The sequence below is a fragment of the Bartonella sp. TT29SHDZB genome (assembly GCF_042193395.1).
In the GTDB taxonomy this organism is placed as follows: Bacteria; Pseudomonadota; Alphaproteobacteria; order Rhizobiales; family Rhizobiaceae; genus Bartonella.
The window spans coordinates 1-15635 of sequence record NZ_JBHILQ010000013.1; the positions used below are offsets into that span (position 1 = coordinate 1).

Annotated in this window: 9 protein-coding genes, 1 tRNA gene and 2 pseudogenes; 5 read left to right on the plus strand and 7 right to left on the minus strand. The window is 35.6% G+C overall.

The annotated features are described in order from the left end of the window. The 3 genes and pseudogenes from ACFIJJ_RS06770 to ACFIJJ_RS06780 all read right to left on the minus strand — a co-directional run. Positions 1-134, minus strand: a pseudogene (locus ACFIJJ_RS06770) (DUF3792 domain-containing protein); the annotation flags it as partial. Positions 135-1008: 874 nt separating this feature from the next. Next, the gene (locus tag ACFIJJ_RS06775) at positions 1009-1194 is read right to left on the minus strand and encodes a hypothetical protein (protein WP_375646405.1); all 186 of its coding nucleotides are present in this window, start codon (positions 1192-1194) and stop codon (positions 1009-1011) included. Positions 1195-1212: 18 nt separating this feature from the next. Next, the gene (locus ACFIJJ_RS06780; protein ID WP_375646406.1) at positions 1213-1464 is read right to left on the minus strand and encodes a phage tail assembly protein; all 252 of its coding nucleotides are present in this window, start codon (positions 1462-1464) and stop codon (positions 1213-1215) included. An 827-nt stretch (positions 1465-2291) separates the two neighbouring features. Here ACFIJJ_RS06780 and ACFIJJ_RS06785 point away from each other — a divergent pair. From ACFIJJ_RS06785 to ACFIJJ_RS06800, 4 genes are all read left to right on the plus strand, one after another. Continuing rightward, positions 2292-3488: a multidrug effflux MFS transporter gene (locus ACFIJJ_RS06785; RefSeq protein WP_273791533.1), complete on the plus strand. Its 1197-nt coding sequence runs from the start codon at positions 2292-2294 to the stop codon at positions 3486-3488. A 262-nt stretch (positions 3489-3750) separates the two neighbouring features. Then, complete coding sequence (locus ACFIJJ_RS06790; RefSeq protein WP_375646407.1) at positions 3751-4482, plus strand: alpha/beta fold hydrolase; 732 nt, start codon at positions 3751-3753, stop codon at positions 4480-4482. Beyond that, on the plus strand, positions 4479-6653 hold the full coding sequence (locus ACFIJJ_RS06795; protein WP_375646408.1) for an isocitrate/isopropylmalate family dehydrogenase: 2175 nt from the start codon (positions 4479-4481) through the stop codon (positions 6651-6653). Before ACFIJJ_RS06790 ends, ACFIJJ_RS06795 begins: the two co-directional genes overlap by 4 nt. Before the next feature lie 869 nt (positions 6654-7522). Beyond that, entirely contained in the window at positions 7523-8329 is an 807-nt protein-coding gene (locus ACFIJJ_RS06800; protein WP_375646409.1) for an N-acetylmuramoyl-L-alanine amidase, read from the plus strand. Positions 8330-9578: 1249 nt separating this feature from the next. On the opposite strand, the gene ACFIJJ_RS06805 is transcribed toward ACFIJJ_RS06800, so the two are convergent. Beyond that, a complete protein-coding gene (locus tag ACFIJJ_RS06805; RefSeq protein ID WP_375646411.1) occupies positions 9579-10775 on the minus strand; it encodes a porin in 1197 nt (398 codons plus the stop codon). Between the two features lie 313 nt (positions 10776-11088). Between ACFIJJ_RS06805 and ACFIJJ_RS06810 the strand changes: the two genes are divergently transcribed. Next, positions 11089-11179: transfer RNA gene (locus tag ACFIJJ_RS06810), tRNA-Ser, on the plus strand. An 84-nt stretch (positions 11180-11263) separates the two neighbouring features. Here ACFIJJ_RS06810 and ACFIJJ_RS06815 read toward each other — a convergent pair. The 3 genes and pseudogenes from ACFIJJ_RS06815 to ACFIJJ_RS06825 form a co-directional block, all read right to left on the minus strand. After that, positions 11264-11472: pseudogene (locus ACFIJJ_RS06815) on the minus strand (integrase); the annotation flags it as partial. A 1257-nt stretch (positions 11473-12729) separates the two neighbouring features. Continuing rightward, positions 12730-13950, minus strand: a complete 1221-nt coding sequence (locus tag ACFIJJ_RS06820; protein WP_375646412.1) for an MFS transporter — start codon at positions 13948-13950, stop codon at positions 12730-12732. Beyond that, entirely contained in the window at positions 13947-14420 is a 474-nt protein-coding gene (locus tag ACFIJJ_RS06825) for a hypothetical protein (RefSeq protein WP_375646414.1), read from the minus strand. The genes ACFIJJ_RS06820 and ACFIJJ_RS06825 overlap by 4 nt, the downstream gene beginning before the upstream one ends. Between the last annotated feature and the right edge of the window lie 1215 nt (positions 14421-15635).

Sequence of the window (15635 nt, forward strand, 5' to 3'; positions counted from 1 at the left end):
AGAGCTGTCACCAGTCCCGCAAAGATTGCGGACCATGAAATGGGTGTGTGAAAGAGTGAATATTTTTCTTCTAGAGACGTTTCTCCTAGAAAATTCGTCTCGAATGGTGTGTTTTCAGGAATGCGAGTTTCCATGTTTTATCTCCTTGAATATGCTGGAGATACAATGCCTTTTTGTAAATTATGTTCCAAAAGTGAATAGATATGCGCCAAAAAGGACAGAAAACATCGAAAACAAGACGGTGATCATTACTTAAAATTCTTCTTATATGACTCCAGTCTAGAACTGATAATACCAGTTTATCGAGAATTTTAGTTGATGGGGGGGATAAACGGTCTATGGGGGTATGGCTCTCTTTTCCCGTTCTGTACTGCAATGTTTAAAAGATTGAATGTCGTTGTGAAGTTTAATCTTTCCCCCTTAGCTTAAAAGTAAGCTCTCTTAATGCTTTTCTTTCAAGTAATGTCCCAGATACTGCTTGAGGAAAACTTTGTAAACGCTTTTCCATCATTGATTATGTTTGAAGGTAAAAAGTAAAATTCTGGAGTCTTTATTTTATTATTCATTTTTTTGTAAAAACAGCGCGTCTTCTAAAATTTTAGTTTTTTATATTGTACTTATAATTAAAAGAATGCTTCAATTATTCAAAATAAATATCAAAAGTATTCAATTCAAAAAGCTATGAGAGATAAAAGAGAAGGAAGAAACATTAGTGTTCTAAGCTGTTTTTCCTTCTCTTTTAGCTCTATATCAGAACAATGCTAGAAAAATTTTCTAAGTTCTTTGAGTAAAAACTCCCAAAACCAGAGAGGAAAGTTGAAAAGTTTTGAGACAATGTCCAAAAGTTTCGAGATTCTCTCCAAAGGTTGTTTTTTAGTTTCGCACGCAGTTTTTTTATACGATGTAAGAGCACTTTGATTTGAGAGATAAATTTGGTTCGATGAACCATCTTGTACTAAGAAAGTGCATTTTGTAAAGGTCATGTGTTCCACCTTTATGACGTAGGGATTATGGATTATGAACTGTAATCGGTTCATAGGTGCTACAGGTTTTCACTTTTGCATTTGCAGTTGTCATGGGTTCTGTTTCAAATGTATGTGTGTAAAGGTTACTTGTGCATTTTTCGGGTTTACTGTCGATTAAAATACATTCATCCATTATGCTTTTTATGGCTGCATTTACTTTGTTTAGCATTTTATCAAACTCTTTTAGTCATTCTTTTATTAAAGTCCCGTAAATGTCTTTAATGTTTAAAAAATCACGAACACCAAGTTTACTGATGGCATTATAGGACCACCCTGAAAGACATGCGATCATTTCAATTGATTGCTCGTCACCTTCTTTGCTCTGTATTGCTTTTAAGTCTTTAAATTTCGGGCGGCGTAAGGTGATTTCTGTGTATGTCTTTCCTTCCACTTTAATAGGTCCAAGTAATTGGTACGTGGCTCGTTCTGTTATATTCATTAATAGCTTCTCCTTGCTTTCTACATTAGATGCAGAATGATTCGTCAAATTTTTATTATATCATGTTTGTCAATAGCTTAGGCAATAAACTTTGTGATGGTTATGTAGAATGAAATTCTAACAAAATGGACAAGATGAATTTAGATTTTAAGGGGAGATAGAAGCGCAATTTGCTTTATGATATTAGTGGATGATATTAGTGGGCTATTAAGTTTATTTGCTCAATTATTTGTATTGATAAAGTCTTCTCCATGAGCCATTATTATATGCTGTATTGTTACAATAATATTTGCGTGGGGAGTTTTGAGGAAAGGGAGTTTGTGGCTTCTTTTTTCTTTGAGCGTTGTAAACCACTTCTGATAAAAGATGTTGTCGGGAAAGTGATGTTGTTATCATGGAGAGGGATAGAGTTTGGGAGCGTTTTTGTTGATGATATCAATGAAAAAAGCTGATGAAGATAGGGCAACATGAATACAACAAAATGCGCTATTTCGGATTGGGAAATATATCTCTGAAGGAGAGGTTTGATCTTTTAGCTTCTTTTGCGTATAGTTTTAAAATTGCGATTTGCTATGCTTTAAAATTAATTATAAAGTGAAGCACTAAGTGTTTATTTACGTGTTGAGTGTGTGCGTGCGGATCATACACTGGATTTATGTATCAACAAGATGAATTATTCTCGAATAAAGTAAAAGAATAAAGAAAATTGATTATTTTATTCCCTGTGGATAAAGTTAAAATAGCTTTATATTTATAAATATAAATTATTATTTTTCTATAAACGTAAAATTTAAATATTTTTAAATTTAAGAAATGTGACTTTCCTGATGAAACATAAATATACATTACCATTCATTATACTTATCGTATGTTTATCAACAGGAGGTTTGATTTCTACCGATATTTTTTTACCAGCACTGGGCGATATGCGTCAATATTATCAAGTGACACAATCTCAAATTCAAAGTGCAGTGGCGGTTTTTTTGTTGGCATTGGCACTTGGACAGCTCATTTATGGGCCGCTGAGTGATAATTTTGGGCGTAAAAAAACACTTCTATTGGGCTTATTCTTGTGGTTATTTACGACACTTGGTGTGATTTATACGGTTCATATTCACGCTTTTCTTGTGTTACGTTTTTTGCAAGGTCTTGGTGCTTGTGCGGGACTTGTCTTAAGTCGTGCAATTATCAATGATTTGTTGGATAAAAAAGCGGCTGGAAAACTTTATTTGATTGTTTTCCCTTTTATTGGAATGTCACCAGCACTTGCACCTTTCATTGGTGGACTTTTGATACAGGCTTTTCATTGGCAGGCAACTTTTATCTTTTTAAGCTTTTTTATATTTTTGACCATTTTGCTATGTTGTTTTGTGCTAAGCGAAACTCTACCCCCTCAAAAACGGCAGCATTTTTCTCCGGTAGGATTGATGAAGGCATATTTAGGTGTTTTCAGAAATAAACAATTTATTTTTTATGCACTTATTCCGTGTTTTTCTTACGCTGCCTATTTTGCTTATATTGTGGAGTCGCCTTTTTTACTCACGACTTTGGGGTTATCACCGATACACATTAGTTATAGCTATATTGGTGTTTCGTTTCCCTATATTTTGGGAAATCTTTTGGCGCGATGGTTTTTTGAACGTGAGTCTATGGAAAAAACTGTGGGCAGAGGGTACATTATTTTTGTGATAGGTGGTGTGCTGTTTGCTTTGCAAATGTATCTAAGCCCATGGCCCCTTGTGACAAGTTTTATGGCTATTGCTGTTCTTACTTTTGGCAATGGTTTTTTATTGCCGTTAGGAACAGCGTTGGCTATTTCATCGCATCCGAAAGCTGCTGGAGCGGCTTCTGGTGTTATGGGATCTTTGCAATTAGGAAGTGCGGCACTCAGTGCAGCGGTTATCGGAAAAATCTCTGGTCATAGCCCACGGGCTATGGCAACTTTGTTAGCTGTGTGTTGTATGATTGGTTTTATCATTTATATTCAAAAAGCGCGTCATTTTATGACTTCAGAAATAAGCTGAGTGAAATGATAAAAAGAAAGCATTATGCGGAAATGCTTTTGATGTTTTACACAAATGGGGCACCTGTACATTAGATGAATTTTTTTTATTAAGTTGCTGGATTGAGTGGGTTTAAAATTTGTTGCAAGCTTAGTTTGAGTTTAACAAATCGATTATTATGAGGGGAGAATATGAGCATAGAATTTCAACATATTTTCATTATATTGGGTAGGAAAAGTTCTGGCTCTAATGCATGTTTAAAAATAAGGGGAGGAATTGATCAATGAGCCTTCCTATTATTATTCTTTCTCCTGTAATGCCAATTTGGGATGGTGGTGTTTTTTGTTCTCCATTGACAAAGCTATGTTCAACAAAAGGATTCCCTGTCACTCTGCTGGATACGCTTTCTCTTTTTCCTAAGAGTTCTCATGTTCTCAATTATTCTGCTGTAGACATTTTATCTTTTATGGCAGAAAAACTTAAAAGCTATTTTAAAGAGCCCGCAGTGCTTGTGGGATTTTCTATGGCTGGAACATTGGTACAAATATTGGCAGCCCAGCTTCCCAATGTTCAAGCTGTGCTTGCTGTGAATGCACCTGGCTATCCAGATAAGGTTTTGCAACGGCGCCTTGGAGATATTCTTGCCTCCTTAGAAAATAATGATTTATCGGGGGCTTTGGAAATACTCAATGGTTTTATGCATCCTTCTGGCATTATGAAAAAAAGAGTTTTATTGGAGATTCCCGATAAACAAAAAAGCTTGGCAATTGAACGCATGACAAGAGGGTTTAAACTCTTATTGATGATGGATGCTAGAGATGAGATAGTTAAGTATAAGGGGAAGTTTTTAGCTTTAGTGGGAGAAAAGTCGCAACTTGCAACGGTAAATAATCAGACGAAAAGTCATAATCTGAATCATGAATATAAGATTATCTCTAGTGCTGGTACGCGTTTGTGGGAGGATAATCCTACTATGACGGATGCAGTCATTGATGAGTGGATGGAGGGACTATGAAAAAGAAAGTTCTTGTATTACCTGGTGATGGGATAGGACCAGAGGTTTGTGATGCTGCGCTGATGGTTTTAGAGCAATTCCAATTGCCGATTGAATTAACTTATGGTGATATTGGTGTTGAATGTTGGAAACGGGAAGAAGATCCTATCCCTCAAGCGACTTGGCAAAAAATTACTCAGAGTGATGCTATTTTACTTGGTGCTGTGACCCGTAAAGGAAAAGAGGCGGCTTTAAAAGAACTTGCTCCGCATTTAAAAGAGAAAAACCTTGCCTATGTTGCTCCCGCACTTCAACTTCGCCAAAAGTTAGGTTTGTTTGCAAATATACGTCCTGTAAGATACATCTCTGGTCCGAGAAAACCTTTTCATTTTTGTGTTATCAGAGAAAATAGTGAAGGCTTTTATGCTGGATTGGATTTTCGGGGTATTTCTCCTGAAACAGCCGTTTGGCTAAAACATCCAAATTTGACAAAATATGGGCTTGAGGAAGCTGCGTGGACAGTCCGTTTGCAGACACGCTTTGGTTTAGAGCGGTTATTTGAATATGCTTTTTCTTATGCGAGGAAATATGGCTTTAAGCGCGTTACTTTTGCTGATAAGCCCAATGTTATGCCGGAAAGTAGTCAGTTTGCTCAGGAAATTTTTGAGAAAATTGCGCAAAACTATCCGGAAATTGAAGCAGATATTCATAATGTTGATGCGGTTGCTTTGTGGATTGCAACCAAGCCAGAGCGGTTTGGTGTGATTGTTGCTGAAAATATGTTTGGCAATATTCTCTCTGATCTTGGCTCTGGGATAATGGGGGGATTGGGGCTTGCTCCTCATGCAAATGTGGGGAGCGAGATTGCTTGTTTTGAACCTGTTCATGGAAGCGCACCACGTATTGCTGGACAAAATAAAGCCAATCCTTCTGCGATGCTTTATACCACGGCTTTACTCTTAGAGCATTTAGGTTTTAAAGATGCAGCAAAACAATTATCTGAGAGTGTTGATCAGGTTATTCGTGCTGGAAAAACCGTTACCTATGATCTTGGAGGTGTCGCCTCTACCCGTCAAATGGCTGAAGCTGTTCGCAATTCTCTTGTGAAGCCTGTCTTTGTTTGTCGTGCGGCGATTATCACTGTTGGTGATGAACTCCTTTCAGGACAATATTTGAATACGAATTTACAAGATTTAAGTCAAAGCTTAAACAAGAGAAATATTCAAGTCACACGTCATTTTGTTTGTGCTGATCAATTACAGCAAATCAGTGAGACTGTTGTTGCTTGTCTTGGACAAGAAGATCTTATCATTATCAGTGGGGGATTGGGACCAACATCAGATGACATAACACGTGATGCGGTTTCTCAAGCTGTAAAGCAGCCTTTACTACATCATGAAGATGTTTGGCAAACAATACAAGGTCAATTACAACGATTAGGGATTTTGGTGGATAAGAGTAATGCACGTCAAGCATTGTTTCCTGAGACAGCAACCGTGCTTGATAATCCTACAGGCACAGCACCAGGCTTTTATCTCTCTTGCGATGGAAGTACGCTTGTTGTTTTGCCTGGTCCACCATCACAGGCTCTTGCGCTTTTAGAGAATTATTTAGAACACAATGAGAAGAAATATTCTTCTGTATCGCGTGCGGGGTATGCATGGACTTTGATTGGAATTGATGAAAGTAGCATTGCACAGTGGGTGGATGATCATTTTGAAAATGAACCCTTTGAACGGCATTTTTTATGGAAAAGCCCTTATGTTTTGGTGCAACTGGTTGCTCAATCAGAAGCGCCCTTGGAACAACAGTTCGTGGAAGAATTTGAAAGTCATTTTCACCCCTATTTGGTTGGTGCAGAAGTTACTACTGCTTGTAAACAATTAGCAATGCACGTTGAGGTTCATTGGTCTGCCAATGATCCGCGGCTTTTAGAATATTTTCAGCCCATAGAAAAAGGTAAACAAGATATTCCACTGCTTGAGGTTGAAGTGAGCCTAGAACCTTCTTTGGAGACATTAGAAAATCAAGAAGAAAGCCTTGGACATGCTACCATGACTATACGGATGAAAGGTTATGGTGATGATCGTGTAACTTTTCCCTATACGCGACCGCTTTTAGGTGTCGTCTTGCAAGAATATGCCGCTTGGGCTGTCTTAAAAAGAGTTTTGCAAACTGAGAAAAGAAAATGAAACTCTATGGAGATGTAACAATATTTCTCAAATTATTGAACGTTCTATTATAAGAAGTATTTTGATCATTTTCTTAAGTGGTTTTTATCTATAGGGTATTTTTTCTTTTAATGTGTCATTAAATGACTTTGACTTGATTCAAGATTAAGAAAAACTTTACGATATTAGGTTCGCTATATTCAATATTTATAATGATTAATTATGATTATAAATCAACATGTTATCTTCAATGGAGCCTATGACAAGGTCTCCAGAGACGTCATGTGCCTCAAGCATTGTAAATAATTAAGATTCTTCTGAAAATCAAACAGCGATGGTGTGAAAAGACAAGAAGTCGTGTCATTTACAGGAAAGCTTTGCAAATTTTATTGAACAATATGTCCGTGAAGAGTTTTATTGTGAACATGTGCCGTTCCGTTATCTGATAATAAATTGCTGTAAAGAGCTCATAAAATTTTTCCTTTAAGTTTTTGTGTGATTGCATGATCATTGGGTATTCGCTTCCGAGGGGCGATATTTTTCAATGTGATAACAGGAAGAACTATTTTTTCTGTAAGACGTGAAGATTTAATGAGTGATCATTTTACGCTTTTGTTTTCTTTTCGATTGGTAATTTGTAGGAATTTGTTTGGGGAAAAGATTTAATGCGGTGTGTTTGTGAATGTGGTTAAAAACATTTTACGCGTGTGTGGGAGAGAAATAAAAATGTGTCTTAATTGTTGATAAGAGTGTCAATGTTTTTGATGAACAAATTTTAGGCGTAATTCTTAGTATCTAGATGGGAAGTTCATTGCGAAATTTTTTAACAGTTCGTGTCCTATCTGTTGTGATGCGCAGTGGTCTTTTTAAGCAACAAAGAAAGGGCTTTTATGTATCAGATTGATTACAACAGTTATCGTTCTGTCAAGAGTTTTAATCGTCGCGTTCGTTTTCTCGTTATGCATTATACGTCTCTTGATTTTAAAGCCTCGATTATGGCGCTTACAGGAGAAAAGGTTAGTGCACACTATCTTGTTCCTGATCCTTCAGAGCAGACATATCGTGAGGCAGGCTTTAAGGACATGCGTATTTTTAATCTGGTCGATGAAAATGAGCGTGCATGGCATGCGGGTGTGAGTTCATGGGCTGGGCATAGTCATCTCAATGATGCATCTATCGGGATTGAAATCGTTAATTTAGCCACGGGTCATTCTGAGTCTCCAGAAGAGACAGTTGATTTTATGGCTTATCATGATGAGGGAGGGATATTTCCTCCTTATAATCCAATACAAATTGATGCCGTTAAGGAACTTGCCTTAAATATTCTTCAACGGTATCCCGATATTATGCCAACTGATGTGGTGGGACATAGTGATATTGCCATTGGAAGAAAAAGTGATCCAGGAGCAGCTTTTCCATGGAAAGAACTTTATAAGGCAGGTATAGGAGCATGGTATGATGATGAACTAAAAAGTCATTATCAAGAGCAATTCTCTAAGAATTTTCCACCCAAAGAAGATGTTTTGGCGAAGCTAAAATGTTATGGATATGACATTTCTGCTGCGTGTCCCCAAACAGGATACAAAGATTTGATCCGAGCATTTCAACTTCATTTTCGTCAAGAAAATTATGATGGGATTCTAGATGTTGAAACAGCAGCAATTCTTTATGCATTGGTTGATAAGTATTTTCCGTGAATTCAATGCGTTTTAATTGAAAATATGGCTTATGATTACGTGTAAGCCTTTTTATTATCAAGAGAGGCTGCTTTTTGCCAATTGGCTTTATGTAAAAAAGGCATTAATCGTGTAAAAAATCCCCTGTACGGTATAAGGCGTTTTATGGAAACATAACTCTGAAAGCTCTATGATTTGCAGAGATTAAATTTACTGTTTCTTTGTCTTATATTTTTCGTCCTTTAAAAACGCGTAAAGTCAAGATGTTGCGTATATGATGGCATGCTCCTTACGCAGGATAAAACGCTTCAAATAAAATGGACTTGTGTTGTATATTTCCATGCTTGTTTTAAAGCAATGTCTTTTAATGCGTATTACAACACATATTTTACAGCGACGTTTATAGAGAATATAATCTAAAATCCTCTATGAAGTGTATCCTCATTTTTATGCTTAATAAAAGTGCCTAGCACTATCGTACATTTTGTCAGATCTCAATGTTACTATAGCCCTTGGAGTTTAAAACGATTCATAAAAGGGTTTTCTTTACTCATTTTTATTCACACGGCTCTCTCCGCTTGTTGTACAAGTGAAAGGTTTTGGTTGATTGAAACATGAAAAATAATAAATTATGATTATAAATCAATGTGATGTAGGTTCAGGAAAAATAGGGGTATTTACAGATTGCTCCTGATAGGAGGCTCTATTCTTTAGAAGGGGAAGAGGTCAATTCATTTTTTGAAGATATATCGCTTTTCTCTTTTATTGCTTTAGGGAATATTTGCATCGTTTTGACAGCATGTTTCTTGATGATTAAGTTTTTTAATGAAGCCGTGTTATAAAACATTGTGTTTTAGAGTGTTGATAGAAGACACATTCAGGCATATCAAAAACACAATGATGTCTTGTTTTTTTCAATATTTTATCTGTTCAGTACAGAATTGACCAGAGAAGTTCATGACCTAAATTAACAAAGGTTAGAAGTAAATTGCTAAGAAAGACCAATTTGGTCATAAAGCAAAAGGGTTTGCTCATGCTTTAAAGGGCAAGGAAGAGATTATGTTTGAAGTGATGTATAAACGCCCGTGTAAAGTGCTCTTATCAAGCATATCAGGGTTAATCTTCTGAGAGTAGTTTTGTGAAACTAAGTCGTTTTTTTCCGAGAGACAAGACAATACGTATCAGGAAAAGATATTCATGATATTTGATTCCAAAAATAAAAACTGGCAAACCATGTTGCCAGTTTTTAAAAGCTGTAGCTTAAATAGGATTAGAATGAACGCTGTAAACGGATCATACCTTGAAAAGCACTTTTCTTATTGAATAAATGTTTTTCATTATTATTTTGATCCTTCACAATGCGATCATCATTCCAATTAACATAGGTCAATTCAGGTGTAATCACAAATCCTGGAACCAGCGTGTATGCAATATTTACAGAAGTTGCAAAGGTTTTTACAGCACTATAAGAAACTTGTGCATTCAAATTTGCTTTTGGCGTAAGCTTGTAAGTGGCACCCGCCCAAGCTGCCCATTTACCACCCCAGTTTGCATAAATCGTTGTGCTTTTTCGTGATAATTCATCATTTCCATTTACTGTGTAGTAATCAAGGCCATTTTTATAGCCAGCCATTACCCATAGATTGAAACGATCGTTGACATTGAAATCTGCACGTACTTTTCCAGCCCACTTTTTGTAGTAAGCATCATATGCTGCAACTGCTGAAAAACCACCCCATTTTTGCATGAACTTTATACCCAAAACCACATTCGGGGTGTAATTTTTAATTGCTTTACTTGGAAGAGTACCCTCAGTGATAGAAACAAGCTTATCATCTTTATCAATGTAGTATCCTGTTATTCCTGGAAGAGAATCTGCATTATTGCCTAATTCAGCGCCGATAATAGCAGAAAAGCCGGAATCACCACTAAAGGTGTAGGAAATAAAATTGGTGCGTGTTGTGCCGGCGGGCGCTATGCTGTCATCATTGAGAACATTTCCATAATCACCAGTCCAGCTGTTGAAAATTGTGTCATCAAGACCTACGCGAAAACCACCCAGTTCAATGTAAGCCGCGGCAAGCTTTGCAGCAGCGTTGTCTCTACCATCACCCCAGTTTGAATAAATTCTTGCATATGAACGAAGTGTTCCCATTTCTGTTTCAGAAGCTGCTTGAAAAACAAGGGTGAGCCGTGATGCTGCGCCATAGGTTTTTCTTTTGTCTCTTAGTTCAGTTTCGGTTGTTGCATCGATATTATCACCGCCTATAAAATCAGTACGAACATTTCCTGATAAACGCATGCAGGTTTCTGTTCCAGGGATATAAAAATATCCTTTTCCGTAGGCATCACAAACGCGAACATATTCTACAGGTTCGGGTTCGGCGATAACTGTTGAAGCAGCATGTGCTCCAGAAATTGCTAAAAAAGCTGCTGTAGAGCTTAAAAAGAGGGATTTAATATTCATATAGGATCTCCGCGGTCCGGTTAAATTTCTTCTAAAGAGTACCATTTGCCTAACGCATTAAGGACAAAGACATAAGCAAAATACGCAGCACTTATTATCTTAGCTATACTAATCTTTTTAGAGTTTCAAATATGAAATTACCTTTTTGTAATGTATACATATACTATTCGAGATAATGTGGTAAAAAAGACACAATTTTTGTTTTATTAACTTTTGGTCCTATGGGATCAATAGGAGAAAAATTTTCAGATATTTGGGAAAAAAATCGAAAAAGTCTTGAACTTTCTGTTGATACCATTTATGCCTCTCTGTTGGAGAGGTGGCCGAGTGGTCGAAGGCGCTCCCCTGCTAAGGGAGTAGGGCTCAAAAGGCTCTCGAGAGTTCGAATCTCTTCCTCTCCGCCATCTATTATTATAAAAGCAGTCGATTGTGTGTAGAAATTTTGTTTTCAGTAATTTGTGCCCATTTGCTTTTCTACCAATCTCAATTTTGTGAAGTTTTTTGATTGCTTTTCTTGCTAAACATTTTCTATCGGCTGTTTTGGTATAGAGTGGTGTTATTTTATCCTCCTTCCATCTAAATTTATGTGCGAAATTGTAATACCTGCGTTAGCTGCACGTGTGGTTGCTCATTTTCTTAATTCCTGTGTTGATTTTTTATTTTATGTTTCATGAAACAAGTTACAAAAACTTTTTTTCTAATGGCGTAAACTAAAGCAAAACCAATGGGGGATATTTTAAGCGCAATACGTTTTATGTAAATCGCTATGCTAATTTATATTAAAGAAAATATGATCAGTTGTGAAAAAAATTATCACGAGAAAGATGAGTTTGTTTCAAAATTTCTCATGCTTTTGTTGATAAAGGAAAGCGAAGCTCTGTTGTCGCATTACATTGACGTTGCATATTTTTTAGCTAAGGATTGCTTATTTATTTTTATGGATATAGGGAGCAGCATGAACGTTTGTAAGAATAAGCGGCCGTAAAGCTAGATATGTTACGGATTTGGTTCTACAAAGTGTTTTTGACCTCCCTATGTCGTTTCAATCGTTTGGTGGCATATTTATTATTTTATGACGTTGTTTTGCTAAGCTTTTGCTTTTGCATGTCAATCAACACCTATTCCTTATACAACGGCATATTTGAGATCAATATTTAAGATGCTTTACTGCTTTATCGGTTATGTCAACTTTTATATATCAAATAGGGGAGAAAATATTGTATATATTTGCTAGCGCGTTATTTCTAAAAACGGAAGGATCTTTTAATGTTGAAAAAAAGATGAAAGCGGAAAAGGTGGAAATAAGCTCCCATTTTTATCATCATCTTATTAATTCAGTTTTACAACTTTCATGAATCTCTATGGTCGTGTCTTTTAAATAATGAAGATTACGTATCTTGCGCTTTTGTTTATCCCGTTGGGATTATGCCTCTCATATAAAAAGCATGTTCTAAACACAAATATACTTGTGTTGCCAATTTATGCACTTGTTTTAAAGAGATATCTTTGCAATGTGTATAAGCCCATTTTGCGACGCCACCTCGCAAATGGTATAAAACACAAAAGTTTCTGTGAGACATATAAAGCCTTATAAAGCCACACCATTTGTATACTTATGAAGATGCAAAGAGGTATATTATATATCTGCCTTCCAGTTGTGATAGATTTTGACTATGAGAGTTCATCAGAGGCATTTTTCTTTTCTAAATCGTTTTTATTTATACGGCTTTCTCCACTTATTGATGTGCAAGCAAATGATTTTGGTTGTTTCAACCATAAAAATAGATTTGAAAAGAAAGAATCTTACAATATTCAAGTTTGGTATATTATTATAAATCAATGTGTTGCTTTATATTTGCATTGTATATTGAAAGTTGGATGTGGCAATGCTCTCAAAAAAGTATCGATTTCTTTTAGAAGAAAACATTGTGGGTGAAATGTTATGGTTTTCCTCTCATAGAGACTTTTGAGAGTGTTTCATCCATCTCATGACAACCAAACCACACATGAAAAAAGTAATGGTCGGTAATATTAGGTAGTAAGATGGAGAAACTTTTGCAGGAAGAAAAGAAATAATACTTAATACTGTAATTGAAAATACTCTTCCGCTAAAAGAGACAGCACCAACAATACCAGAAATATGTTGCGTTTGTTTTTGGTTAAGTTCTGAGAAAAATAAGCTTTTTGCCCCGATCGGTACAGTGCAAATAAATCCATGGATTAAAGAGAAGGCGATGACTGATGCAGCGGTTTGATGGCTATGAACTAAAAAATAGAGCGCTATGCACATCAGAGCAGAAAAGAAGGAAAAATATTTTATAGAATTCTTATATTTTTTATCAAGAACATGATACTTAGACATCAGTAAATTTGAAAAATATTGTGCTGAAAAGGCTCCAATATGGCAGCACATCAAGACGAGCATTTGCGAACCGTTGAGGTGATGAATTTTTCCCCCTGAAAGTATTATCGGTTGCCAGAAATGATAAATAATCTGAATACCAGCGCTAAAAAGGCACATGAGGAAAATAAACCATGCTCCTCCTACTGTGTTTTGAAATATCCAGAGCGTTTCCTTGGCATTGTGCAAGATTGTTTTTGTTTTGGACGTTTCAATTGTTGTTTTCTTTTCTTCAGGAACAATAAGGAATATCAAAAAAATAAATCCCATCATGAGGCATGAGATGATATATCCCATAAAATATTGTCCAGAGTAATAGATCGTTCCAATGCCTATAATCCCACTGAAAATACTTCCGAAAGAGTTAACCTGGTGGTAGAGATGAGCATAATGCGAAAAGTGATCCTGTTTATCGCCTAGAGAATGGTAAATCCATCCGTCAATGGCGCTGACAATGATGCAAATGCCCGCTGCATAGAGAATTTGCGCAATAATAAGTGCCGTCATATTGGGAGCTTGAAGGCATAAAAGATAAAATACTCCTGTCATAAAGACCCCAGCCATAACGGAATATTTACGCCGATATCTGTCAGATAAAACAGCGCAGGGAAAATCAAGCAGCAGAATAGTGGTGGAAAAGACAACCTGAAGCAGAGCTAATTGCGCCAGACTCACTCCCATGGACATTAAAAAAATAGCATGGTAAACGCCGATCAGCATGCGGACAGCATTATAGGATCCATAGGTGAGAGCAAGGGTGCGTGATCTGTTCATTGTGTTGTTCCATAGATCGTACAATAAGAATTTCCACTGAACAGAATATTTTTCTGGGAAAAGGGAGCGGTTTCATATCCCCATTCAGGGATCAGTGGAAAGCTGTTTTCCATAACCACCCCAAAATTAAAAAGGTCCCTTAGTCTATATGAGACTTCAAAGCGTATTAATGAGAGCAAATGATGCAACTTTAAAGTGATTATGAGAAACAACATAAGCCTCATAAATGAGATTGTCATCTTTTGAGGGGAGCTGCTTGTGGGGCTGTTGCTTTCATAGCAATCATTTTGTCTAGATCTGTAAAATGATCCTAGGACGGCAAGATCATTGACATAATTAGAACTTATAGAGGCTTGTTTATTTTTTATATACCATTTACTGATCCATTCTCTTTGCTGATTAGGTGAAATAGCACAAATGATCCATAAATCGGTTTTTGGTAATTTTTGGATATCTTTTTTTATAGTCATCAACATTTGTAATCCCCCCCTTTCTTTCTGACTGTTTCTTCGTATCACTTTACGTCTAAAAAAGTTTTTCCAGAATTCATCTTTACTTTATTTATTAAAAATTTATTAAAAAGATTGTCTCGCAAGGTGCGTTGTGATCACATCATTACGATTAAGAATTAAATTTCTGATATAAGAGGAAGGGTGCTTGATACATTGTGACTAAATACATAAATCTCTCCATATCCTGAAATGATGATTTCCTTTTGCAAAACAGTATCCTGAATGGAAGCTCAATAACCATTACTTTGATCATGGAAATGATAACCTAAAAGAGTGCTTATGAGTGCTTGAAGATATTCTTTAGATATTACAGACAGAACAAGAAAATAGTTTTAAAAGAAATCAAACGTGGGATGAAAGCTTTCATCTTATGATGGATGATGGTGAATTTTAAACTTCATCTACTGTTTTTTTGAGCTACTGTGCTGTAAGAAAGATCAAACTCCCCCAATTCATGTCTCTAATTTAGATCATTGATCATAAACATTATATACTGTCTTTTCAAATTATAACTTTGCTCATTGTTTGTCTTCACTGATTAAATCAACATTTCTCTAAAAATGCTGCTTGAGAAAAATGCATCCTATCAGTTTAATACTCGATGATCTTTTAATTAATAAGCAAGATAACATAAAATATACGATAAAAAATGGATAAATTTCAATTTTTATAAAAAACACGAACTTTTTTACTGCTGCTGATAAAAAACAAAGCTATATTAAAAGTAGCCTATATACCCTTCAATATTATTGGTTGTGTTTATCTGTTTTGTCTACTCATTATCTCACCATTGTTAATCAAAATATCATTTTTGAATTATTTATAGCATCGTATTAAACTCTTTTAAAGTCATGGATAAAAGATTAAATTACTCCTCTAGAGATATAAAACTAGATAGAAAATTCCATGACTACTCTGTTGAATAAATTAGTTTTTATAGCTTTACTCTATATGTGGCGTATTTAATTGTTGTACAACTTATCATTTTTTATTTTTATTATAGATTATTAAAAATAGATTTAATAAATTTCATTATGAATATTTTAATATGAATTGTGTATCTATTTAAATTGTTGTGTTCAGAGAAAAAATAAAAAATGTTTACAAAAAAAGTTCTGTTTAGAGAAGGCTTATTGCTTATCATATTTTTGCTACCATATTTTTTGTCTACCT